This window comes from Reichenbachiella sp., from assembly GCF_965233835.1.
Taxonomy (GTDB): Bacteria; Bacteroidota; Bacteroidia; order Cytophagales; family Cyclobacteriaceae; genus Reichenbachiella.
This window is the reverse complement of record NZ_OZ247585.1, coordinates 4,406,373-4,431,778: the sequence shown is the minus strand read 5'-3', so window position 1 is coordinate 4,431,778 and position 25,406 is coordinate 4,406,373. Positions and strand designations below refer to the sequence as shown.

Below are 25,406 nucleotides of genomic sequence, written 5' to 3'. Positions count from 1 at the left end.
TGAATTTAAGATTTTAGAACCACTACCATTTAGGTAGTGGTTTTTTTGTTTACAACTAACAAAGCTGCTTTTGTATAGGCATTGCACTCAATACATTATTTGAGTAATTTTCAGCATGAACCTATATAAACGTACATCTCTAGTATTTTTTTTTCTAGTTCTTTCCTTTTCGGGCTATGCCCAACTTGACAGTCTAAAATTAGAACTGGAAACAGCCATAGGAGAAAAACGAATAGACGTTCTTAATAAAATTGCCTTTACTTTCGGCTATTCCAAATTCGATTCGGCTCGGTACTACGGAGAGATGGCCAATGAAGAAGCTATTCAATTAGACTATTTGGACGGAAAGGTCAAATCTTATGTCAATATAGGTTATTCTTATTTCGACGAAGGCAAACTGGATACGGCAATGATTCTAATGAAAAGATCTATTGCTGAGTCAATTGAAAATGGTTACCCTGAAGGTGAAATGGACGGTTATTTGGCTTTGGGTATTGTTTATGACAGTAAGTCATATTTAGATAGCGCAGCTTGGGCTTATAGAAAAAATATTGCCATGGGGAAGTCGTTGAATAAGATTCAAAAATCAACTTCTGCTATTGGAAATCTGGGAAATGTATATCGTCAACAGGGGTTATTCGATATGGCCATAGCACAATATTTGGAGGCCGCAGAACTCAATTTGGAGTTGGGCAAAGCAGCCAAGCAAGCTAATTTTTTGGCCAACGTGGGCTCAGTTTATCTGGAGGATCACAATTTTGAAAAAGCAGAGGAGTATTCGGCCAAAGCCTACGAGTTAGTAAAAGACTCTGACTATACAAGAACCAAATGGTATGCTCGCACAGGCCAATGTTTGGCGCTAGGCAATCTTGATCGCTATGATGAAGCACTGGTCGGATTTAATGAGATTCTCGAAGAGGCCAAGACACTGGGAGATCCATATCAAGTACCAACAGTCTATCATAATTTAGGGGATTTGTTCAATGATAATGGTGAGCATGAAAAAGCACTCGAATCTGGTTTGGCAGCTCTCAAGGGTTTCGAAGTAGTAGATTCAAAGTATGGTATTTTAAAATCTCACACGCTCTTGTGTACGATTTATGGCAAAATGGGTCAGGTAGATAAGGCACTTTCGCATTGTAAGTTAGCCTCGGAGATGGCTCATGAATTCAATCATGAAGGTTCACTAAAAGAAATTTACAAATATCAGGCTGAAGCGTTTGAAACTGTTGCGAAATATAAGGAGGCCTATGCTGCAAGATTGCGGTATGAAGAGGTGAAGGACGAGCAATTGGGAGAAACTCAGGATCGTCACATTGCGGCATTGACGACTAAGTTTGATACTAAAGAAAAAGAATTGAAAATCGAAGTCCAGGAAGAAAAACTGGAAGCACAGGAGAAGCTGATTGATCAGCAGCGAATTATCCAAGCGCTAATATTGTTGGTCTTACTGGTCGTTGTTATAATGGCTGTGATTATTTGGAGAAATGGGAAAAAACAAAAAGAGGTCAATAAACAATTGAACGAACAGAAAGAGACGATTGAAAAAACGAGTAAGGAAAGAGAAACACTACTAAAAGAAATCCATCACCGAGTGAAAAATAACCTTCAGGTGATTTCTAGTTTGCTAAGTATGCAATCTCGCCAAATGGATGAAGGTGAGGCAAAAAGTGCAGTACGTGAAGGACAGAGTAGGATCAAGTCGATGTCTCTGATTCACCAAAAGCTATATAGTCAGGATGAGCTGTCCCGTATAAACATGAAGGAGTATATCTCTGAGTTGAGTCAGTATTTGTTCAAGAGTTATAAGATGGGTGAATCAATAAAAGAAGTTTTGGAGACTCAGGAAATTCAATTGGATGTAGATACCGCCGTGCCACTTGGATTGATCATCAATGAACTAATTGCGAATGCACTCAAATATGCTTTTGAAGATAAAAAGCAAGGAGAGCTGAAAGTGCAATTTGCTCAGGAAGATAATTTTTACAAGCTCAAGGTCAGTGATGATGGTGTTGGATTGCCATCACAGTGGGAAAAGAAAAAGAACATGGGTATGAGACTTGTTCAAATCCTGGTAGAGCAACTCGATGGTGAATTGGCAATAGAAAATTCAAACGGAACCACTTTTATGATCACCTTCGGAAAACATGCCGCATAGGTAGACTATTAAATACATCAGCTGAAACTATAATCCAATATTTTGCTGTTGGTTTACAAATTTTCGCAGTTCATCCCTATCTCTAAAAATCCCATGAAATAGCTATCTACTTTTAGGTTTTTCGCAAACTAAAATTTAGATAATCATGAAAATTTTAACTCTTGGAGCACGATTGTTAGCACTAATAGGCCTGCTCTTTTTCATTCAGTCCTGTGATTTAGAAGATCTAACAGGAAAGGATGACGATCAAGATGAGGACAAAGAAGTATTCTTTTCAGGAAGTCTCCCTTCAAAATTTACAGGAAGCTGGTATGATGATCTCGGTAATCACCTTTATGAAATTGGGACTGAGGATTCTGAACACTTTATAGGTGTGTCCCCAGGTATATTTTATCTATATGACGAGTATCAAATTATTGATAACGTTTATACCGTAGTAGGTACCCCTGACAGCGGAAGTGATAAAACTTTTTACCTGAAAGAATCGGATACGAGTGGGGAAATTGAAATTAGTCAGGTAAGTGCTAATTCTGGTTTTGCTAATTATACAGATACGGCTCCTGTGACAGTGTCTGCGCCAGTAGCTAACTTTTCAGCTTCAGATCAATCTATCGAAGAAGGAGAGTCGGTTACGTTTACCAACACCTCTACTGGTGATGGGTCTTATTCATGGGTTTTTGAGGGCGGAAGCCCAAGTAGTTCATCTAGTGAGAACCCTACGGTGACATATAATACGCCGGGCAAATATGATGTCAAACTAACAGTAACAAACAGTGCAGGAACCGATATAGAAACTAAGACAGATCACATTACAGTAACTGCAGTATCCACCTCTGTCATGAGAGCCTTTGCCTACTGTGGAAGTTCAACTACAGCGAGCTATACAGCTAACTCATTATATTCATATAACTCTGAAGGTGGCTCGATCACCATTACCAGGTCTACTACAGGTTCGTATGCTGTGAGATTTACCGGCATGGCCATGACCAACGGGCACGTTCAAGCGTCACTTTATGGAAGTAGTGAAGGTGCAGTTAGAGTATTGAGCTGGTCCAATTCAGGGAATGATCTCGTAGCTAACATTCGAACATTTGATAAGGATGCCAATTTAGCTGATCGAGGCTTCAATATTTATGTGACTGGAGCGGGTTTTGAAGGCGCATATTTACATGCTAATCAAAAGTCAGCGGGAAGCTATACACCAAACACAGCGAAATCATACAATAGTAGCGGAGGAAACCCAACTATCAGTAGCCCATCGGTGGGTACATATACGGTAACCATACCGGGAGTAGGTGCAGGTAATTTGGGCAATGTGCAAATAACAGCTGCCAATTCGGTGAGTGCGATAGCCAAAATTAAGGAATGGACAATAAGTGGAAGTGACTTAAAGGTAGAAGTGCGAACCTACCATTCCGGTACCGGATCATTGATGGATGCGGAGTTTAATTTGCTTTACACTAAAAACTTATCGGATATAAAAGGAGGGTACTGTTGGGCGGATTTGGAGACCTCTACTTCATCTTACACACCTTTCAGAAATGGTAATACAGGGTCTGGAAACATTACTGCCAAAAAACTTGGAACTGGATATTATGAAGTGACTGTGCCAAATCAGGCAGGCAACGGTAACACTATATTAGTAACAGCTTATGGAGATAACAACAATAAAGCAGCTGTTTCATTTTGGAATTCTTCAGGATCCAATCTGGTTGCAAATGTTAGAACGTACAATAGTAGTGGAGTGGCTACTGATGCCGAATTTTCATTCTTCACTATTTACAAAGACTAATCAGAATGCGGTTTAAAGGTTTGTGAAAATATGATGCCCTAAATTCTAAACAGCCTCTGGTTTTATAAGAACGCCCTTTGTTTTGCGAGGGCGTTTTTTTATGTTAATACCGTTAATTGCAAATAAAATAATAGTTCTTAGGCTAAAATTTCATTTGGAAAAATTATTTATCTATTTTCGAAAATTGACAATATAACCTTTACCTGAATGATACTTATTTTCGAACGATGTTGGCGTTGACTCGCTGACCACTTCCAGACAATTGTAAATCAAATAGTTTCAGCTTGGGTTTCTTACCCAAAACGGGATTCGTGCGCCTTGTTGCTGCCTATTATTTAATATTAAAGCAATCAAATTGATCCTTATTTGATCAATTTCTCATTATTCAACTAAACTAATTCAACATGAAAAAACCTTTATCTAAAATTTTACTCACTGCAGGGATGCTGACAGTCGTCGGGCTGGGCTTGTTCCGCCAGATGGCTCCACAGGAGAGTTCAGGCGAACTGGCCAGAGCGCGATTCCAGTCGTATCTGGACAATCACCCCTATGCTAATAATAACCTGACTACATCTGATATAGCTAAGATGGACAAGAGAGATCGTCCTGATTTGGCTATGGAGCAGAACTACCTAATGATGGTAAACCCTAATACATTAGAAGTACCATATGGTAATACAATAAGAGCATTTGATTATACCAAGCAACGCCTAAGGTTAAACAAGGCACAAGGTAAGATACAGCCTAATTTTACCCCTAGAGAATCTGGTAAATTTTCCATTGTCAGGCCAGATAGATCAAGCGCTACTCCGAGTCCGTCTATGGAAACAGGTGGAACTGATGTACCTGTTGCTATTTCTGTTGGAGGAGAAGAGGCTGTTTGGAAAGAAATTGGCCCAGATAATGTAGGAGGTAGAACACGTGCTATTCTTTGGGATCCGAATGATGCAACCAACCGAAGAGTATTTGCCGGAGGTGTGGCCGGAGGTCTTTGGTACAATGACAACGTTACAGACGCTAATTCTTCCTGGCAATACGTGGATGATTTTTTAGCCAATTTGGCTATTACATCGTTGGTTGCGGATCCTACCAATTCTATGACTTTCTATGCAGGAACTGGTGAAGGTTTTGGAAATGCTGATGCCGTAAGAGGAGGAGGGATTTTCAAATCAACTGATGGTGGAGATACCTGGTCTTTGATTGCTAGTACAGTAGACAATGAGGACTTTAGCTATGTGCAAAAGGTAGTGGTAACTAATGCTGGAACATTATTGGCGGCCACAAGAGCGACTGGGTCTGGAATTGGCGGTATCTATAGATCTACGGACGGTGGTGATAACTGGGCCATAGTTCTAGGAGACGGTGAAGAAGTAGATGGAACTGGTGAAGAAGTAGGTGCAGATATAGAAATTGCAGCCAATGGAGATATATATGCCTCTACTGGTTTGAGAACAACTGGAGAAGTTTGGAAATCTCTTGCTGCCGATGATGGCGCAGATGGAGACTGGACTGAGGTAACTCCTGATGCTGGAGACCCAGCAGAAAGAATTGAATTAGCTACCGCACCATCTGATTCGGATGTGATTTATGCAATGGGTCAAGAAAATGGTGGTTCTGGTGTGGGATACGTACAGATGTCAGATGATGGCGGGGCAACCTGGACAGAAATGACACTTCCGACTTTCCCTGATGGCTGTGGAGCTGAAACAGAATTGAGTAGAGGACAAGCATGGTATGACTTGATTTTAGCGGTGAGCCCAGCAGATGCGTCAGTCGTAGTAGCTGGTGGAGTTGATCTTGTAAGAAGCGATGATAGCGGTGCCACTTGGACACATATTGGAGAGTGGTATAATTGTAGTAGTGTGGCGGATGTACATGCTGATCATCATGCGATCGTTTTCAGACCTGGAAATGACAATGAAGCCCTATTTGGAAACGACGGCGGAGTGTACTATTCACCTAATGTTGGAGGGGCGACTTTCCCAACTTTTGAACCAAGGAATAAAAATTACGCAGTTACTCAATTTTATGCTGTGGCAGCTGCAAACTTAGCTGGGTCAAACTACTTTTTGGCTGGTGCACAAGATAATGGAACTCAGCGTTTTACTGATGCCAATGGAGCGAGTACCACTGAAGCAACAGGTGGAGATGGAGCATTTTGTTTCGTTGATCAAACAGACGATACATATCAGATTACTTCTTATGTCTACAACTCTTACAGATATTCAAGTAATGGAGGAGAGAGCTTTAGCAGTATCACCAATAACCAATCTGCAGGACGATTTATTAACCCAACAGATTATGATAATACAGCTGGGATTTTATATTCAGCGAGTGCTTCTAATGAGATTAGATTAATTAGAGACTTCAAAACGGGTACTCCGTCTAGTCAGGAAGTAGTTGATCTCTCTTTAAACGGCGGGCAAATATCTTGTTTGCGAGCCGATGCAAATACTGCAAACCGGGTGTTTATTGGTACTGGAAGCGGCACAATATTTAGAATCGATGATGCTCATGATGAGGTTCCTACGGTTACGGAAATAACGAACAATATTAGCAATACGGGATATGTTTCATCTATTGATATTGGATCATCGGATGATGAATTGGTTGCAACCTATTCTAGTTTTGGTGTAACTTCTGTATGGTATACTTCAGACGGCGGAACCACATGGGTCAACAAGGATGATGACGATGGTTTGCCGGATATTCCAGTTCGCTGGGCGCTATTTAACCCAAATAATACTGAGCAAGTAATGATTGCGACTGAATTAGGTGTTTGGTCTACTAACGATATCACAGCTGCTGAACCAGCATGGGAACCTACGAATACCAATCTTGCTAACGTGAGATGTGATATGCTTCAATATAGAGCTGTAGATGGCATGGTGGTAGTGGCTACTCATGGTAGGGGTATTTTTACTACAGATATTTTTACAGGAAGTACTGACGCCTCGGCACCAACACTTGCTTCTCTTACACCAGCTAATGAAGAAACGGAGGTAAGTCCTTTGGATGCCAATATTGAGATTCAGTTGAGCGAGACTATTCAGGTTGGAACTGGAAACGTAGTTTTACGATTGATGGATGGGACTGAAGTAGAATCTATTGACGTGACTTCCGATCAGGTCACTGCGGCTGGTACAAGAGCCATCATCAATCCTACAGCGGACTTGTTGGCTAATACATCTTACTATGTAGAGGTAGATGCTGGCGCATTTGTGGATAATCATGACAATGCCTTTGGTGGTATTTCAGGATCTACAACCTGGAGCTTTACCACATTTGATGGAGATTTTCCTCCTAACGTTGCAGTTCCCGTCGGTATTATTACCGTAGATGAGGGAGACGACGCCATGGTATTGGACTTGACGAGTACTTTCAATGATGCAGACAACGACAACAGTGCAATAACGCTAGAAGTTTTTGAAAACACCAATGCGACGTTAGTCTCTACGTCGTTAGATGCTAAGGATCTTACATTAACTTTTCCTGTTGCCAATATTGGTCAAACTTATATCACCGTAAGAGCCACGTCTAATGGCAAAACCGTAGATGATACCTTCGTGGTTACTGTAAACAGTGCGGACGAGGCGATCTATTCACAATTGGATGGTAGTTCTAATAATGGAGAATTGGAAGGCATGTATAATGATGCACTTTCTCAAAATGCAGATAATTTCAGTGTCCCGGGCGGACAAAGCTGGGAGGTATCAACAGTGACAAACAAAGCTTTTACTCTGGGCGATGATCCAATGAATCTTCAATCTATAGATGTGACTTTCTACAATGATGATGAGGGAGCTCCAGGAACCATAGTTGAAACACAAACAATTACCACTGCGAGTAATCAAATCATTGGTGGTAGTCACAACAGTCCGAGCCTTACCGTGAGATTGAATGAAATAGTTGATTTACCAACGGGGGACTACTGGGTCAGTATATTGCCTACATTTAATGCCAACGCCTTTTTGGCTGAAGGGGGGTATTCCGCTCTTTATGCCTGGTACACAATTGGTGATTCTGGCGATTCATATGCAGCTGATGAAACAGTAAACGTTTTTGAATCCTATGGGTCTGAAATGCAGTTTACAATCAACGGAACTCAGGATATTTCTGATTATTTGCCGACAGTGGCCAATGCCATTGATGATATTGAGATTTTTGAAAATCCAGACCCTAATCCGATTGAGTTAGACTTGACCAGTACTTTTACCGATCAAGATAATGATGATGCATTGATAACTCTGGAGGTGGTCGAGAATACGAACACCGACTTGATTACCACGACATGGGATGGTAAGACTCTGGAATTGACTGTAGCAACCGACATGGTTGGAGAGGCTGATATTACCATCAGAGCAACTTCTAATGGCTTGACTGTGGACGAGACATTTAATATCTATGTGGATGAAAATATACCTTCATTGTATGCGCAAACGGGAACAGTCGGCGATGGTGATAGTTCTCCATCACAGCTTTTTGTTGATTTTGGAGCGCCAGTTGAATCAGCAGATGATTTTGTGGTTCCAGATGGAGAATCATGGTTATTTAGGCGAGTATATGTAGAAGGGTCCAATAGAACTAATCCACCTACACAAGCTATCGTGTACGTATATGAGGATAATGCTGGAGTACCTGGTTCAGTGATTTTTTCTGGTCTCTATGCAGTTGAATTGACAACAAGTGATTCTGATTTTAGAGTAACTATTCCAGAAGTTCAAGCGCCAACTTTGGTTGCAGGGACATACTGGCTATCTGTACAAGCATACATGGCTTTTAACCCGAATGCAGACCAGTGGTATTGGTCATATACGACGCCTGCAGTAGGGTCTGACTATGTGAAGCAGGACCCTTATGGACTGTTTGGTGGTGGAATTCCGCCTTCATGGACGGCCTCCGGTGATGATGGAGCCTTGATTTTCGATATCGGTGGAGAAAGTGCAAGCGTGCCGAATACCCCAACTGGATTAACTGTGAATTTAGATGAAACAGCAGATATTTCATGGTCGGATAATTCTTCCGGAGAAACTGGTTTTTTGGTGGAAAGAAGTGTGGATGGTGGTGCCTATGCAACATTAACCACCGCAGCTGCAGACGCCACTAGTTATACAGATAATGGACCATTTGAATCGAATAGTGTATATATCTATAGGATTCAAGCTCTAGGAGCAGAAGGCAATTCTGGCTATTCCAATGAGGATGGCTTCCTTACTTTACCCGCTGCACCGAATTCATTGGCTGCAAGTGCATGGACAACGGAGTCGCTTACCTTAATTTGGGCTACTGATGATGGAGCTACAGACTTTTTGGTGGATATTTCTGATGATAATTTTTCCACTACGATACAGTCTGATCTCTCAGAATCTGGGACATCCATAGAAATTGGAGAATTGAGTTCGAACAGTACCTATCAATTCCGAGTGGCTGCTGAGAATGAAACTGGTGAATCTGAAGAAAGTGAAATTTATGAGACAACAACCTTAGCTGTAGCTCCTGATGAGCTAGTTGTAAGTGATATTACATCAAGTGGCTTTATTTTAACTTGGTCTGAGGAGGATGAGGTTACTGAATTTGAGGTAGATATTTCTACGGACAATTTTGAGACTTTTGTTTCAGAAGGTATTGCTGTTTCCGATGCATTGACCTACACTTTTACTGGGTTGAATTCAAATGAGACCTATCAGGTAAGAGTGGCAGCCGTCAATGATGGCGGAAGTTCTGATGAAAGTGAGACAGCATCGGCACTTACTTTGCCGGCTGCTCCAGTTACTTTGGCATCTTCTGATATCTCTACTGACGAGTTTACTATAGCTTGGACAGCTTCTGATGAGTCCAGTGATTTTGTCATTGATGTTTCTACTGACAATTTCGAGACCTTTGTTGTTGAAGAAGCCGAGTTGAGTTCACTCACTTACAACTCACTCGAGTTAAGTTCTAATACTACGTATCAAGTAAGAGTGAAAGCTACCAATGCTTCAGGAAGTTCGGCCTATAGTTCTGTTCTTTCTGTATTGACATTGCCTGCTGCACCTACAGCAACAGATGCGACAGAAGTCTCTGACGATGGGTTCACAGCTAATTGGACGACACCAGATGGAGCAGAGTCGTTCCTATTGGATGTTTCCACAGATGATTTCGCAACGTTTGTCTCAGGGTTTGAAGCACTAGAAGTTACAGGTACTACTCATGCCGTAGCCGGAATAGGTGCTGGAGATTTTAAATATAGACTACGAAGTACTAATGCTACCGGAGCCTCTGAAAATTCCAATGAGATTTCTGTTTCTATTGTATTGGGTATCGCTGAATTTTCAAAAGCAGATTTATATCTATATCCAAATCCAAGTACTGGAATATTCAAGTTGGATATTAATGCCGTAGAAAAGGTAGAAGTAGGTGTATATACGATTTTTGGTCAGTTGGTTAAGAAGAGCTCATTCCAAAGAAATGAGACAGTGATCATAGATATCACAAACCAACCCCAAGGCACATACATCATGAGAATATCTGACGGTTTGAAAACTGGCAGTCTCTCATTGATAAAACAATAATCAATTCAAATTCACAACACAACTTAAAGTCGGGAGGTCAATCAGACCTCTCGACTTTTTTTATATCTTGTTTATATGAAAAATTATCATTCAATATTAATCATTGCTTTCATTGCTCTTTTGGGATGTGAAGCCTCAAAGCCCAGCTTGGACAAGAATTCAAGGGACGATAGTCTGACAATGCAAGAAGTGGCTGCTAGCGAGGATGAGATCAAAGTTGAACCCAATCCATCAAAAGGTCAAGCAGAATCTGAAACAAATGCTAGTTCCCACAGCTTTGAGCCCAAGGCTGAAGCCGGTTCGAATTCGGGCCCTTGGAGTGTCACTGCGCTACCCAGCTATTCAGAAGAAGAAGAGGTGAAGGTATCATTCACTAATAGTTCTGATGAAACCATTATACTCTACAATCCTATGAGAAAAAATGTTGAACGATTAAAAAATGGTGAATGGGCCTCTGTCAATGTCGTTTACTGTAGGTGCCGTCCTTGTCCTGCTCCTCCGGAAACACGTGAAATCCGACCAGGGAAATCATATTCAGTGAAATGGTCAAAGAAAGAAGATGGCTGTAATGAAAATAAGTTTACTCAATCTGAATGTAAACCCGGGACCTATAGAATTTCTATTTCCTATCGGTCAGACGGTGCTCGGTCAGTAGAAAGCATCGAGTTTAAAATATAGCTGCACAAAGTTGATTGCGAATAATTCGGTCTGAGTTAGTCCATGCGGTGAGATGTACTCAAGATTGACTTAATAATTTCTTCATAACCGAAGCAAAAGTTCATTCTGATTTAAAGCTAGATTAAACGGTAGTTCACAATAGAAAACTATGCTTGCATTGAAAACAAAATGTAAGCAAGATGAAACTAATAACCAGAATGGTGTTGATCCTGATAGTGCTAAGTTCTACTTCATGTGCACTGGAAGAAGATGAGATTCAGCCAAGCTCCCTGAAGAAAAAAACAGAAGAAAGAGACCTGCTTGAGCTCATAGGAGCCGGCGAAGAATAAAAATGTTGGTCGGATATTGAATTTGTTGTTTGCTGCTATGAAAGAATAATTCATATTTGCGATTAAGTACCTCAAAAATTGATGAAAAAAGAAGTCGTTTCTTTTTGGCCGACCTTGATTTTTTGAATGGTACAGAGTAAGTTTTTCAGTAGCAGCGTTGTGATATACAATGAATGAATTATACATCAGACTGATTAAAAAGTATTCGATTTTTTTCTTGTTTTCTTTTCTATTGATCAATAAGTCTGCTGGTCAAATGTTGAATGATTTCAGTAATCAGCAATTGCTAAGGAACCGACCAAGTTTTGATTATTTGGAACAAGTTGAAGAGAAAAGTGAAAAAAAGCTCATAAACCCAAATGACTTTTCGACAATATTCTTGCGAGCCATAAACTATCTTGATGAAGAGATATACGATTCTGCCAAGTTGGATTTGAATTATCTAATTAGTAAAAATCCCTCTTTTGGAGGTAGTTATTATTATCGTGGAATTTGTTATAAATCTGAATTTAAAATTGATTCAGCAATTGCAGACTTTAAGAAAGCAGTAAGACTTTCCGATTTAGACTTTTACGCTCCGAGTTATCTGGAAATAGGATATATCAAGGCATTTTTCTTTGAAGATATAACTAGTGCTAAAGAGCAATTTGAGTTAGCATATAAATTTAATAAGGAAGATTACTCGGTTAATTATGCTTTGGGATATTCGTCATTTAAAATGGGCCAAATCGAGGAAGCCATACATTACTCAAAGAATTGTATTAAGCTAGAACCGCTAAGAACGGAAGGCTATTTTCTCCTAATGGAACTTCGAGTGAATCAAGGATTGTTTGGCAAAGCTCAAAATGTACTGAATAGATTATTGGAGCATCATGATAATGATGAATCTGCCCAACTTGCCAAAGCAAGGTTGTACCTTATTCAAGGACAAAAAAAGAAAGGTACAAAGCTGCTAGATGAGATTCTGATGGAAAATTCGGATAGTCCAGTAGCACTTTTGATGAGAGGACTCATTTATTTTGACAATAATGAAATTGCACAAGGCTTTAGGTTTTGTTCTAAATCTTTTGAAAGTATTGAATTTTCAAATGAAGAATTTGGCATCAGTAAAAGTAGAGATCAACAACTCAAGTTGATTTATGCAATTAACTATATATCGAAAGAGATTGATAGTTACTCTCCAACAATGAAAAACCTTGCTTTGACCTGTTTGAACTATATTGATAATCCAAAGATGTCCAATTATTCTGGTGTATTTGAAAGGATAGGTGATTATACTGGTTTCATTCCCACAGGAATTTACTTATTGCATGCAATAGTTGCTGAAAGCGCCTTCAATAAAGCATATTGGGAATCTGATAATTTGAAAATACTTGAAAGAGACTCCTCTATTTATCATGTATATCGAAGTCTTGGCAAGTTTTACGTTTACAATAAAAATTTTGATAATGCTGAAAAATTCTTCTCTAAAATGCTGTATTTGGACAGAAATAGAGCAGAAGGCTACAAGCTTCGTGGACTCAACAGGGCTAGATATAGAAGATTTGTAAAAGCCATTCAAGATTTCAATATCTACTTGAATTACAACAATTTAGATACAGACATACTCGAGTATAGAGCCAACTGCTATATTCAAATGGGTTATACTAAGTTGGCTATTGACGACTATGAGACAGTACTGGAAATTAGCCCTTATCAAGTGAAAGGTAATGCGTTTGTCAGTTTGGCTTCCATTAGACAGCAGCAAAAGGACACTGCAAAGGCAATAGCATTGTATGATCAAGCTATCGATATGTTGCTCAGGGAATTGCCTTCGGATGGAAAGCTTCTATTATACCATGCATACAATTGGAGAGGAAGACTTAAATTGGAAAGCAACCAGTTAGATGGGGCATTAGAAGACTTTGCAAGCTCCATCAAATTAAATACATATTACTCAATGCCCTACTTCTATCGAGGAATAGCTTTATATAAGTTGGGTCAGTATGAGAAAGCTGAAAGTGATTTCACCGTTTGGCTCAGGGGCAATCATCAGGAAAGGAGAGGAGGATTATTTTGGAGAGGCAAAACCAAAGTGCAGCTGGGTGATATTGAAGGTGCAAAGAGTGATTTGACGGAGGCTTCAGAGGCTGGTGTGATAGAGGCTGCTGAGTTACTAAAAGAATTGAACAAATAGATTCATTCTATACTTTTTTCATTTATAATTTAAAACACATCTTTGCAACTCAACACCAAAGGCATTGAATAAAAACGCACCCATTGGCATATTTGATAGCGGCGTAGGGGGACTTACAGTGGCTCAGGCTGTCAAACGACTGCTACCTGAAGAAGATATGATCTATTTTGGTGATAGTGCGCATTTGCCGTATGGCGATAAGTCAGCAGCGACTATCCAGGCTTATTCCATAAAAATCACGGACATCCTACTTCAAAGAGGTTGCAAGGTCATTTTGATAGCATGCAATTCTGCTTCAGCTGCTGCCTACGATCTGATTAAAGCCTATGTAGGGAGTAAGGCCCATGTGATCAACGTAATTGACCCGGTGGTAGATCATGTGGAGCAAAACTTACCAAGGAAGAACGTTGGACTGATAGGCACATTGCAAACCGTCAATTCAAAAGTCTTTGAAACCAAAATTGACCAACTGAACAAAGAAGTAACTTTTAGTGCGTTAGCCACACCACTATTGGTACCCATGATCGAGGAGGGATTTATTCATAATTCGGTCAGTCACGAGATTATAGCCAACTATCTCAACGATCCTTCGTTAGCGAATATCGATGCTTTGATATTGGGTTGCACGCATTACCCCATCATCAAAGAAGACATAAAAGAATTTTACAAAAGCAAGGTAGAGTTAGTTGATTCTGCTAATATTGTAGCTCGAAGCTTAAAACAGCAATTAAAGGCCCTGAATTTACTAAGCGACAAGACAGATGGCAACGACCAATTTCTCGTATCGGATTACACCCCAGCTTTTGAAAAAGCAGCGCGCCTTTTCTTCAACAAGGAAATTCACCTTGAGAAGTACCCTCTCTGGGAGTAATTGTTGCTGTTGTTGTTGCTAATTTGATCCTGAAAATAGGATCATTCTTTTCTGCCTACCAGACGGCTTTATAGTCTGGAAATTCCTCTGAGAATTCTTAACTTACTTTTTAATTTCAATCACTGATGATAGCATTCTTATTCTATCTCCCATTTCTGCTGGTATTTGTGCTTTTGGCGGTCTATGCCGAACGCAAGGTGTCTGCTTTTATGCAAGACAGATTGGGGCCTATGGTGGTAGGTAAGTACGGAATTCTCCAGACGCTGGCCGATGTATTGAAAATGCTTCAGAAAGAAGATATTATTACAAAGTCTGCTGATAAGATATTGTTTGTTACGGCTCCGTTGGTCATTTTTACTGCGATTTTTGCGGGCTTCGCTGTCTTGCCACTTACATCAGATATTACAGGTTCTCAAGCAGAGACAGGCATTTATTTTCTGATGGCTGTCATTTCACTCGATGTGATTGGTATACTCATGGCTGGTTGGGGATCGAACAGTAAGTTCTCTCTTTTTGGATCACTCAGAGCAGTAGCCCAAATCGTATCTTATGAAATTCCTCTAGGACTTTCCATCCTCTGCGTGGTGATGGTTACGCAGACGCTAAACCTCCAAGAGATGTCCATTCAGCAGGGACTGCTCAATGAAGAAAATACTTACGGTGGTTTTCTAGCCTGGAATGTCATGCGCTATCCAATGTTGTGGATCGTGTTCTTGATTTATTTCATTGCCTCCTTGGCGGAATCGAATCGTACGCCTTTTGATTTGCCGGAATCCGAGTCTGAACTCATCGGCGGATTTCATACCGAATACTCTGGGTTTAGATGGGCCATTATCATGTTGGGAGAGTATGGTATGATGTTGCTGGTTTCACTGGTAGCCGTAGTGTTGTTTTTTGGGAGCTGGAATACACCTTTGCCCAATATCGGCGCAGTGAAACTAGCTGACTGGACCTCGGGTACTCATGGCACCCTCTTAGGAGATGCGATCGGGATTTTTTGGATCATTGGCAAAGCCATGGTACTGGTATTTGTACAAATGTGGGTACGGTGGACTTATCCTCGGGTACGAGTGGATCAGATGATGGCCTTGAGCTGGAAATACCTGACGCCTATAGGGCTATTGATGGTTTTTGTATGTGGCATTTGGAAATTGTGGATCGGCTAACCAACTAAAAAAATTGAAACAGTATTTTAAAAATATCATCCAAACGACTTCATCTCTGGCTTACGGGCTGAAGATCACCATGCGCCACTTCTGGCAGGCGAGGAAGTCTCGTACGCCTGTGGGCGTGGAGGACAAAACTTACTTTGAGCAAAAGGATGGTATTGTGACTTTGCAATATCCATTTGAAGAGCTTCCAGTGCCTGATACTGGTCGCTATCAATTGCACAATGAAATAGATGACTGTATCGTTTGCGACAAATGTGCTAAAGTATGCCCAGTCAACTGTATTGACATTGAGCCAGTTCGTGCTGTCGATGAAATTGGTAAAACGTCGGATGGTACATCTAAAAGAATTTATGCAGCCAAGTTCGATATTGATATGTCGAAATGTTGCTTCTGTGGCCTCTGTACGGTGGTTTGCCCTACAGAGTGTCTCACCATGACTAAAGATTATGATTTCAGCGTCTTTGACTTGAAGGAACACAATTTCGAATTTGGTGAAATGAGCCCTGAAATGGTAGCAGAGAAAAAAGCAGAATTCGACTCACATCAAGCAGAGAAGGAAAAAGCAAAAGCAGCTGCCGCTGCGGCCAAAACGGAAAGTATTACTACGGAAGCAACTGCTTCAAAACCTAAGGTTGGTGGTTTTAAACCGAAGGTAAAAATGGGTAAACCCGCAGTGCCAAAACCTCCATTGGAAAAATCTGAAGAGCCCTCTGGAGAGACCAAGCCTGCGAGGCCAGCTTTCAAGCCGAAGGTGAAACCAGCCGTACCTAAAGCTAAAAGCGAAGAAGAAGACAAGCCAAAAGCCGTAAAACCGCTGTTCAAACCAAAGGTGAAGCCGATAGTAAAAAAGGCTGAAGGCGCTAGTGATGAAAAGCCGAAGGCAGCCAAACCTGTTTTTAAGCCTAAGGTGAAACCGGTGGTTAAAAAATCAGATGGTTTGGAAGGTGATACTATACAGTCAGAAGACAAACCGAAGGCAGCTAAGCCAGTGTTTAAGCCGAAAATAAAACCAGTGGTTAAGAAATCTGAAGACGAGAACTTGAAGGCAGAAGCGCAAGATCAAAACATAGAAGGTGAGAAGCCTAAGGCAAAGAAGCCAGTTTTCCGACCTAAGATCAAACCCAAAAAGAAGGACTAAGTGGAAGGATTAAATGTAATAGCGTTTTATATCCTGGCTGGATTCTCGGTGTTTTCAGCGCTGGGGATATTGCTTGCCAAAAATGTGGTACACGCCGTGTTTATGCTTGTACTGGTTTTTTTTGGTGTTGCGGGTGTCTTTATTATATCCAACGCAGAATTTGTGGGTGTGACTCAGATTATGATCTATATCGGAGGCGTGTTGATACTGATGATGTTCGGCATTATGCTGACGCACCGTATAGATGGCAAACGGCTTGAAACACAGAATAGAAGAGTATTCGCAGCCAGTTTATTGGGATTAGGGTTACTTGGTATTTTGCTGTATCCACTCAAGGATGGCTTTCCATTGTTTGACTTTGAAAAAGGAGTTGATAGTGGATTGAATGTTACTGAGCAGATTGGCGTGCATTTGATGACTACTGAATTGATCGCGTTGGAAGTCACGGCTGTTCTGTTATTGATGGCGCTCGTAGGGGCAGCCTATATTGCTGGACATAACTTAAAAAAGAAACATGGTACCGATTGAGCATTATATCATATTTAGTGCCCTGCTGTTAGTGATCGGGATGATGATCGTACTGATCAAGCGGAGCGTGATCATGATCTTGGTAGGCATCGAACTCATTCTCAATGCCGCCAACATCAACCTGGTAGCCTTCTCCCAAAATGATCCGAATCTATCCGGACAGATGATGACTTTGTTCGTGATCGTGGTGGCAGTAGCCGAGAGTGCCGTTGCACTTGCTATCGTTTATCAGATATTCAGGCATCAGGGTGTATCGGATATGGACCAACTCAATGAACTGAAAGGCTGATGGATCAAACGCTGTTATATATCATTCTGTTTGCTTCGCTTGTTAGTGGAGGAGTCTCTTTTTTTATGTTAAAAAAGTGGGCTGGTCAGGTGTTGGTTGGATTCTCTACATTGGTACTATTCGCGGCTATTTGGGCTCGGTTCAATGTGCCTGTTGGAACTGGCGTAGATTTCGATTGGATCGTGGTAGGTACTAATATTTTTCAGGTAGGGCTGTACTATGACCAGCTGGCAGGCATCATGGCGATCGTGGTGGCTATTGTGGCCTTGCTGGTGGCCATATTCTCTTTGGAGTATATGAAGCACGACGAAGCACAGCCAAGATACTTTGCACTACTTGGATTATTTGCTTTCTCCATGTATGGTATTGTATTGTCATCAAATTTGCTGTTAACTTTCGTTTTTTGGGAGTTGGTTGGCTTTAGCTCTTACCTGTTAATTGGGTTTTGGTTCGAAAATGAAGCACCGCCGATTTCTTCTTTCAAGGCATTCTTGATGAACAAAGTAGGAGACATTGGGTTCTTACTAGGCATCTTTATCCTGTTCGCCTATTTCAAAACATTAGACATTCAAACGCTCATTGGGTTGGATCCATTGAATGCTGGTCTACCTACGACTATACTCGTACTGATGGGCATTGGACTATTTCTTGCCGCAGTGGGTAAGTCGGCTCAGTTTCCGCTACAGACTTGGCTGCCCGATGCGATGACGGGCCCCACACCTGTTTCAGCATTGATCCATGCGGCGACTATGGTGGCAGCAGGTGTATATCTGATGGTACGGGTATTTCCGCTGTTGGCACCAGACGTGCTTACAATTATTGGCATCGTAGGTGGTCTGACCGCTTTTATGGGAGCCTTTGCCGCATTCGCTCAAAACGACATTAAAAAGATATTGGCCTATTCTACAGTATCGCAGTTGGGCTATATGATTATGGCTGTGGGCGCCGGATTTCCGGTGGCTGCTTTCGTCCATTTGACCACGCATGCTTTCTTCAAAGCTGGCCTTTTTCTTTGCTCTGGTAGCATCATTCACTATTATCATGAGACGAAGCACGAAAGTGGTTTCGATCCACAGGACATTACCAATATGGGAGGCTTGCGAAAGATACTTCCGATCACTTTTATTGCATTCACATTGTGTATGCTTTCTTTGGCTGGTTTGCCGTTGTTTTCTGGATTCCTTTCCAAAGAGATGATTTTGAATGGTCTGGCTTCGGCTAATCACTTACCTTCATTTGTACTAGCATTTGGATTCGCATCGGTATTTATGACTGCCGCTTATATGGCTCGCTTGTATTTCACAGTTTTCTTCAATGGCGAATCCAAAGAGGAAAAATACAGTGAAGCTATCGCTGTTAAGTGGCCTTTGCTAGTGCTTTCGGTACTATCAATAGGTTTTGTGTTTTCGGCCGACCCTTTGAATCCAGATGGAAGCTGGTTGTTGCCTGCCTTGTCGGAATTTGAAGGAGGTGCTGTGGCTGAGCATTTTACATTGGTGCCCGTATCGTCTATCGGTCTCGCTCTAGCCGGACTCATCTTTTCTTATCTATATGTAGAAAAGAAAATGTTTGTTGGATTAGTTTCTGGTGTCAAATCAGTGGCTTATTCGCTGTCAAATAAAAATTTCTACCTCGACGAAATATACAAAGTGGCGCTAGTTCAAAGCGCTTTGCAATTAGCGAAAGTCGCTTATTGGTGGGATCAAAAAGTTGTTGATCGAATTGTCAATCTGATTGGAAAAACACAAGTCGTTTTGGCCTACTTCACAGGCTGGTTTGATAGAAATATTGTAGATGGAGGGGTGAAGCTGATCACCTGGACGGTCAACTTTGCGGGCAACCGGACCCGTCAGGTTCAAAGTGGCAATTTGCAAGGCTATTTGGTTTGGGCGGTCTTTGGAGTGCTGCTCATTTTTTACTTTTTTAATTTATTGATTGGATAAATATGGCAACGGATCATTTACTTTCCTGGTTGGTCTTCCTTCCACTCTTGGCGGCGGCAGTGATGCTGATGATACCCAAATCACAAGGTCATTTATACAAGTGGGTCGCTTTGGCGGCCTTGACTGTAGTTACTGTACTTTCTGTCGTGCTGGTTTTTTCATTCGATAAAAGCGTAGTGGGATATGGAGCGGGTAGCCTCCAGTTTACCCAGCAAATGGATTGGATTCAATTGAATGTGGGTTCTTTTGGAAGCTTACTGGTACAGTATCATGTGGGAGTAGATGGTTTGAGTTTGGCGCTTGTGCTGCTTTCTGCTATTGTGCTGTTTATAGGCGTTATTTCTTCGTGGAATATCAAGCAAAGTGTGCAAGGGTATTTCCTGCTATACATGGTGCTGAGCACTAGTGTGATTGGATGTTTCGTAGCTTTAGATTTCTTTCTCTTTTATTTGTTCTTCGAATTTATGCTCTTGCCGATGTATTTCTTGATTGGTATTTGGGGAGGAAAGAGAAGAGCTTATGCCTCTATTAAATTTTTCATTTATACGCTCGTCGGTTCTTTACTTATATTGATGGTGATGATTGGACTAAACCTCTCGGTAGTACAAAGCCCGGATTCTACGGTTCATACTTTTGATATTATGAAAATGATGAACCCTGAAAATTTTGTTCCAGGTTCATTGTTGGCCTTGGATTTTGATGGGTCCCTTTTTGGATTGACTTACCGGGCTTGGGCGTTTATTTTGCTCATTATCGGATTTGCCATCAAATTGCCAGCGGTGCCTGTACACACTTGGTTGCCAGACGCGCACGTGGAGGCACCTACGCCGATCTCAGTGGTTTTGGCGGGAATCTTATTGAAAATTGGAGGCTATGGTTTTTACAGAATAGGCTATACGATTTTTCCTGATGGAGCCATCGAATATGGCTGGTGGATCGCACTGATTGGCGTGATTGCCATTGTATATGCTGCATTAGTGGCTATGGCTCAGACCGATTTAAAAAGATTGATTGCCTACTCTTCTGTATCTCACATGGGATTTGTGATGCTGGGCATGGCGGCATTGACCGTGGAAGGTAGTGCAGGTGCGTTATTTCAAATGTTTAGCCATGGTATCATTTCGGCCTTGCTGTTTTTGATGGCCGGTGTCTTGTATGATCGAACAGGAGATCGCATGATTGCTAATTATAGCGGACTGGCTAGCAAGATGCCCTGGTACAGCGTAGCCGTAATTGTATCATTCTTTGCTGCGTTAGGCTTGCCGGGATTCTCAGGATTTATCGCAGAGTTTTTGGTATTGGTAGGGGCTTTCGATGGCGCTATTAACGGAAACATAGTTGACACTTTCATGCCTATCCTCGGTTTGCTTGGTTTGGTGTTGGGAGCTGCATATTTTCTTTGGACGATACAGCGCATGTTTTTTGGAAAATATTGGGTGAGAGAAGAAAGTTGGTCTTTGCCGGACTTGAATGCACGAGAATGGATCATGATCGTACCCTTGGTGATTTTGGCATTACTGTTCGGGATATTTCCTAATCTGCTGCTCGGTTTGGCTAACGAAACGGTCACTGGATTTGTAGAATTTGTCAACACGCAAGGGCAGTCCAATCTTGACATAATAAACGCAACAGTTCGATGAGTTTGGAGCAGTTGAATCAGCAGATACAATCCATCCTCGGTGATTTTGGGATATTGCTTCCTGAAGCCGTACTCATTGTTTGCAGCTTTGTTTTGATTATTCTTCAGCTGGTCCTCAAGGACAAGGGTAGCACGATCAAAACGACTTTTAGTTTGTTTGCTTTGGGACTCATCGCAATGGCTGTGTCCACTACAAGTATTTCTGGAGTTTATTTCAATGGTTTGCTTTCCTTGACCCAGGTCGTAGGAATTGCCAAGCCCTTTTTTATATTGGTTACCGGTGTGATATTACTTTTCCCGAAAGGAGAAGGCTTGCTCAAAAAAGGAGAGTACCATTTTCTTCTCTTGATGATCTTACTGGGAACTATGCTGCTTATTCAAGTGAATAACTTGCTGCTTGCGTACCTGTCTCTTGAATTAATTTCTATTACTTCCTATATACTCATCACCTTCAGTTTTGATCGAAAGGGGTTTGAAGCCGGGATCAAGTATCTGCTCTTTGGTGCGATGGCTAGTGGGTTGATGCTTTATGGTCTCTCCCTGATTTATGGCTTAACAGGATCTTTGCAAATAGATGTTATTGGAGAGTTTATTAGTCAGCAGCCGGAGTTAGGCTTTTGGTTGCCCATTGCATTTATTTTGCTGTTTGTTGGGATATGGTTCAAGCTTTCTTTGGCGCCCATGCACATTTGGGCACCTGATGTCTATGAAGCAGGGCCTACACCTGTGGTAGCTTATATCTCGATATTGCCCAAAGTTGCCGTATTGATCTTCTTCTCACAGCTGGCGATTACAGCAAATTTGGAGGACTTAAGTTTCGATTGGAAAATGATATTTGCTGGACTAGCTGTGATCAGTATGTTTGTAGGGAACCTTTCCGCTTTGAATCAAACGAATGCCAAACGCATGATGGCCTATTCGTCTATCGCTCATTCTGGGATGTTAGTAGTAGGAGTCATTGTGGGTAATGCCTTTGGTGTACAGTCCATGCTGTTTTATGGTATCGTTTATGGATTTATGAACTTGGGAGCCTTTTATCTTATTGATGTTTTTCAAAAGGAGGGCTTTTCCAAAATTCATGACTTATCGGGTTTAGGTAGGCAGGCTCCGTGGTTGGGAGTGTTTGCGGTTATTTTTATGATAGCCTTAGCTGGCTTACCACCCACCGGAGGGTTTACAGCCAAGTTGCTGATGTTTTCGGCTCTATGGGATTTTTATCAAACTGAAGGCAATCAATACCTGGTTTGGTTGTTTGGGTTGGGGCTATTGAATACAGCAATCTCTCTGTTTTACTATCTTAAGATTCCTTATTACTTGTTCATTCACACCAGTGAAGAGAAAAAAGAAATTAATTTTTCCACGAAAGATGGCACTATTGTGGCTATCATCGTGTTCCTAGTTTTATTATCATTCTTTAAAGCCGACCTATTGCTGAACGTATTAAATCAGTTTAACTTTGCACTTTAAGAAGTGATATGAGCGACCCTATTAAACACGAGTGCGGGATAGCGCACCTCCGTTTGAGAAAACCCCTTCAATACTACATTGACAAGTACAACACGCCCCTTTATGGAGCCAATAAGCTGCTGCTTCTGATGAAGAAAATGCAGAATAGAGGCCAAGATGGGGCAGGAATTGCCAATATCAAGTTGGGACTCGAACCTGGCTATAGATACATAAGTAGGTATCGATCGATCGATGCCAATTCTTTGCAAAAGATATTTGATAAGGTAGCCAAAAAATTCAACAAGGCACTTAAAGAAGGAGGGAAGGAGAAATTCCGAGACGAAGAGTGGCTCAAAAAGAATTATGGATTTACAGGGGAAGTTTGGCTAGGGCACTTGCGCTATGGAACACATGGAAAGAATAGTATTGAAAGCTGTCACCCATTCCTACGCCAGAACAATTGGCGATCTAGAAACCTCGTAGTCGCCGGTAATTTCAACATGACCAATGTGGATGAGCTGTTTGATATCCTTATCTCATTGGGTCAGAACCCCAAAGAAAAGACAGACACCGTTACGGTGATGGAAAAAATCGGTCACTTTTTGGATGAAGAGAATCAAGAGATTTTTGACAAACACAAATTCAAATTATCTAATAAGGATATTACCAAAAAAATAGAGGAAGAACTTTCCATGATTAACATCCTAAAAAAATCTTGTAAAGATTTTGATGGGGGATATACTATGGCGGGTATGGTAGGACATGGGGCATCTTTCGTTGCTCGCGACCCTGCCGGTATTCGTCCCGCTTATTATTACGCGGATGAAGAAGTAGTAATTGTGGCTTCTGAAAAGCCAGCCATTAAAACGGCTACTAACTGTGCTTATCAAGATATTAAAGAAATCACTCCTGGCCACGCATTGATTATCAATCAAGATGGTAGCTTCTCAGAAGAGCAGTTTATAGATATGCTGCCAAAGAAGTCATGCAGTTTTGAAAGAATCTACTTCTCTAGAAGTTCTGATCCTGATATTTATCGTGAAAGAAAGAAGCTAGGTGAGTTGCTTGTACCGAAAGTGCTTGAGTCGGTCAACTTTGACCTGAAGAATACTATCTTCTCATTTATTCCTAATTCGGCGGAAACTGCCTTTTTGGGTCTCATGAGTGGACTGGATGAGTACTTGGTTGCCAAGCGCAAAGAAATAATACTGGAAGGCAAACCGCATAGTGGAGACCTAGAGGATGTACTTTCTTTCCGCCCAAGGGTGGAAAAAATGGTCATCAAAGACGCCAAACTTCGAACCTTCATTGCTGATGATTCTTCTAGAGATGAATTAGTCGCTAACGTATATGATACCACTTACGAAGTGGTGAATAAAGGCGTAGATAACCTTGTGATCATTGATGATTCTATCGTACGAGGAACTACACTTGAAAAGAGTATTTTGACTTTACTGGATCGACTGGAACCAAAGAAAATCGTGATTGTTTCTTCAGCACCTCAGATTAGATTTCCTGACTGTTATGGAATTGATATGAGTAGGATGAAGGACTTTGTGGCTTTCCGCGCTGTACTCGAACTATTGGAGGAAAACGATAAATCGTACATGCTAGAAGAAGTGCTAGCCAAATGTGAAGAGTCCGTAGGCAATCCAGATGCACCAAATCATGTGCAAGAGCTCTATAAGCCATTTACAGCAGATCAAGTTTCAGCGAAAATTACAGATATTGTTCGCCCTGAAGGCATGAAGGCTGAATTGGAAGTGATTTTCCAATCAGTGGATAATTTACACAAAGCATGTCCGGATCATGAAGGAGACTGGTACTTTACTGGTGACTTTCCAACTGTTGGAGGAAATAGAGTAGTGAACAAGGCCTTTGTAAACTTTATGAAGGGTGTGACTGTGAGAGCGTATTAGTTGGAAAATTGTAATAGATATAAAAAAGGCCACTTGTGTGGCCTTTTTTATATCTTATTAATCTGGCTCATGAGTAAAGCTTGCTGGTCACGTCCTATGGGGAGCTCGACGTTCTTAATTGTAATGCACTCACTGTTCACAGATGAGAGGTGATTCAGATTGACTAAATGCGATTTGTGGCACCGAAAAAATCTTTTGTCATCTAACCTGTTTTCCAACTCTTTTAGCGTTGACCGCATGACAAACTTTTTGTCTTCTGTATAGAGTGTGCAGTAGTTGGCATCTGAGCTAGCGTACAGAATATCATCGTAGGCGACCTTCACGGCCGTATTCTTTTGCCTAATGAAGAGGCTTTCATTGATGGTGAAGTCTTGATTGTCTTCGTTGTTGTTTTGTTCTTTGGAGAAGTTGCTTAATGCCATTTCTACAGCCACAAGAACATCATCATCTTCAAAAGGTTTGACCAAAAAACCATATGGTTTACATTCTTTGGCACGATCTAATGTCGCTCGGTCTGTATGGGATGATATAAAAATAAATGGTAGTTCGTACTCATTTTTAATCGTATTGGCTAAATCAATACCATCCTTGGTTCCATCAATTTGGATGTCGAGGAGTACAATGTCTGGCTGCTCTGTTGAAAGCTTTTTGATAGCCAGGTCATAACTTTTGGCAATGCCAATGACATGATAATCATTGGATTCCAGAATGTCTTGCAGATCATTGGCGATGATCAATTCATCTTCAACTATGAGTACACTAATCATTTTGTTAAAA

At 41.2% G+C, this 25,406-nt stretch carries 16 protein-coding genes; 15 read left to right on the top strand and 1 reads right to left on the bottom strand.

The window, feature by feature from the left end:
• The first annotated feature begins 115 nt into the window (after positions 1-115).
• From ACO6S2_RS18810 to ACO6S2_RS18740, 15 genes are all read left to right on the top strand, one after another.
• Positions 116-2,158: a tetratricopeptide repeat-containing sensor histidine kinase gene (locus tag ACO6S2_RS18810; RefSeq protein WP_422360105.1), complete on the top strand. Its 2,043-nt coding sequence runs from the start codon at positions 116-118 to the stop codon at positions 2,156-2,158.
• A gap of 145 nt (positions 2,159-2,303) precedes the next feature.
• Entirely contained in the window at positions 2,304-3,950 is a 1,647-nt protein-coding gene (locus ACO6S2_RS18805; RefSeq protein WP_422360104.1) for a PKD domain-containing protein, read from the top strand.
• Positions 3,951-4,354: 404 nt separating this feature from the next.
• A complete protein-coding gene (locus tag ACO6S2_RS18800; protein ID WP_422360103.1) occupies positions 4,355-10,501 on the top strand; it encodes a fibronectin type III domain-containing protein in 6,147 nt (2,048 codons plus the stop codon).
• Between the two features lie 75 nt (positions 10,502-10,576).
• Positions 10,577-11,179 carry a hypothetical protein gene (locus ACO6S2_RS18795; RefSeq protein WP_422360102.1) on the top strand — a complete coding sequence of 201 codons (603 nt, stop codon included), beginning with the start codon at positions 10,577-10,579 and terminating at the stop codon, positions 11,177-11,179.
• Between the two features lie 179 nt (positions 11,180-11,358).
• The gene (locus ACO6S2_RS18790) at positions 11,359-11,508 is read left to right on the top strand and encodes a hypothetical protein (RefSeq protein WP_422360101.1); all 150 of its coding nucleotides are present in this window, start codon (positions 11,359-11,361) and stop codon (positions 11,506-11,508) included.
• A 169-nt stretch (positions 11,509-11,677) separates the two neighbouring features.
• Positions 11,678-13,684, top strand: coding sequence for a tetratricopeptide repeat protein (locus ACO6S2_RS18785; RefSeq protein WP_422360100.1), 2,007 nt, complete (start codon positions 11,678-11,680; stop codon positions 13,682-13,684).
• A gap of 64 nt (positions 13,685-13,748) precedes the next feature.
• Positions 13,749-14,555, top strand: a complete 807-nt coding sequence (murI, locus tag ACO6S2_RS18780; protein WP_422360099.1) for a glutamate racemase — start codon at positions 13,749-13,751, stop codon at positions 14,553-14,555.
• A gap of 125 nt (positions 14,556-14,680) precedes the next feature.
• Entirely contained in the window at positions 14,681-15,721 is a 1,041-nt protein-coding gene (nuoH, locus tag ACO6S2_RS18775; protein ID WP_422360098.1) for an NADH-quinone oxidoreductase subunit NuoH, read from the top strand.
• Between the two features lie 13 nt (positions 15,722-15,734).
• Entirely contained in the window at positions 15,735-16,865 is a 1,131-nt protein-coding gene (locus tag ACO6S2_RS18770; protein WP_422360097.1) for a 4Fe-4S binding protein, read from the top strand.
• A complete protein-coding gene (locus ACO6S2_RS18765) occupies positions 16,866-17,393 on the top strand; it encodes an NADH-quinone oxidoreductase subunit J (protein WP_422360096.1) in 528 nt (175 codons plus the stop codon). It abuts the gene before it with no gap.
• A complete protein-coding gene (gene nuoK, locus ACO6S2_RS18760; RefSeq protein WP_422360095.1) occupies positions 17,380-17,682 on the top strand; it encodes an NADH-quinone oxidoreductase subunit NuoK in 303 nt (100 codons plus the stop codon). Before ACO6S2_RS18765 ends, nuoK begins: the two co-directional genes overlap by 14 nt.
• Complete coding sequence (locus tag ACO6S2_RS18755; protein WP_422360094.1) at positions 17,682-19,625, top strand: NADH-quinone oxidoreductase subunit L; 1,944 nt, start codon at positions 17,682-17,684, stop codon at positions 19,623-19,625. Before nuoK ends, ACO6S2_RS18755 begins: the two co-directional genes overlap by 1 nt.
• A 2-nt stretch (positions 19,626-19,627) precedes the next feature.
• Positions 19,628-21,265 (top strand): complex I subunit 4 family protein, encoded by a 1,638-nt coding sequence (locus ACO6S2_RS18750; RefSeq protein ID WP_422360093.1) that lies wholly within the window; start codon positions 19,628-19,630, stop codon positions 21,263-21,265.
• Positions 21,262-22,731: an NADH-quinone oxidoreductase subunit N gene (locus ACO6S2_RS18745; protein WP_422360092.1), complete on the top strand. Its 1,470-nt coding sequence runs from the start codon at positions 21,262-21,264 to the stop codon at positions 22,729-22,731. Before ACO6S2_RS18750 ends, ACO6S2_RS18745 begins: the two co-directional genes overlap by 4 nt.
• 8 nt (positions 22,732-22,739) lie before the next feature.
• A complete protein-coding gene (locus ACO6S2_RS18740; RefSeq protein WP_422360091.1) occupies positions 22,740-24,629 on the top strand; it encodes an amidophosphoribosyltransferase in 1,890 nt (629 codons plus the stop codon).
• 47 nt (positions 24,630-24,676) lie between these two features.
• Here the strand turns inward: ACO6S2_RS18740 and ACO6S2_RS18735 are convergent, their stop codons facing one another.
• The gene (locus tag ACO6S2_RS18735) at positions 24,677-25,396 is read right to left on the bottom strand and encodes a LytR/AlgR family response regulator transcription factor (RefSeq protein ID WP_422360090.1); all 720 of its coding nucleotides are present in this window, start codon (positions 25,394-25,396) and stop codon (positions 24,677-24,679) included.
• Positions 25,397-25,406 lie beyond the last annotated feature (10 nt).

Bases quoted from the DNA above. Each gene is read 5' to 3' on its own strand.
- ACO6S2_RS18740 (WP_422360091.1), top strand. From the start codon at position 22,740: ATGAGCGACCCTATTAAACACGAGTGCGGGATAGCGCACCTCCGTTTG.
- ACO6S2_RS18810 (WP_422360105.1), top strand. From the start codon at position 116: ATGAACCTATATAAACGTACATCTCTAGTATTTTTTTTTCTAGTTCTT.
- ACO6S2_RS18755 (WP_422360094.1), top strand. From the start codon at position 17,682: ATGGATCAAACGCTGTTATATATCATTCTGTTTGCTTCGCTTGTTAGT.
- ACO6S2_RS18790 (WP_422360101.1), top strand. From the start codon at position 11,359: ATGAAACTAATAACCAGAATGGTGTTGATCCTGATAGTGCTAAGTTCT.
- ACO6S2_RS18800 (WP_422360103.1), top strand. From the start codon at position 4,355: ATGAAAAAACCTTTATCTAAAATTTTACTCACTGCAGGGATGCTGACA.
- ACO6S2_RS18750 (WP_422360093.1), top strand. From the start codon at position 19,628: ATGGCAACGGATCATTTACTTTCCTGGTTGGTCTTCCTTCCACTCTTG.
- ACO6S2_RS18735 (WP_422360090.1), bottom strand. From the start codon at position 25,396: ATGATTAGTGTACTCATAGTTGAAGATGAATTGATCATCGCCAATGAT.
- nuoK (WP_422360095.1), top strand. From the start codon at position 17,380: ATGGTACCGATTGAGCATTATATCATATTTAGTGCCCTGCTGTTAGTG.
- ACO6S2_RS18785 (WP_422360100.1), top strand. From the start codon at position 11,678: ATGAATGAATTATACATCAGACTGATTAAAAAGTATTCGATTTTTTTC.
- ACO6S2_RS18745 (WP_422360092.1), top strand. From the start codon at position 21,262: ATGAGTTTGGAGCAGTTGAATCAGCAGATACAATCCATCCTCGGTGAT.
- ACO6S2_RS18805 (WP_422360104.1), top strand. From the start codon at position 2,304: ATGAAAATTTTAACTCTTGGAGCACGATTGTTAGCACTAATAGGCCTG.
- ACO6S2_RS18795 (WP_422360102.1), top strand. From the start codon at position 10,577: ATGAAAAATTATCATTCAATATTAATCATTGCTTTCATTGCTCTTTTG.
- nuoH (WP_422360098.1), top strand. From the start codon at position 14,681: ATGATAGCATTCTTATTCTATCTCCCATTTCTGCTGGTATTTGTGCTT.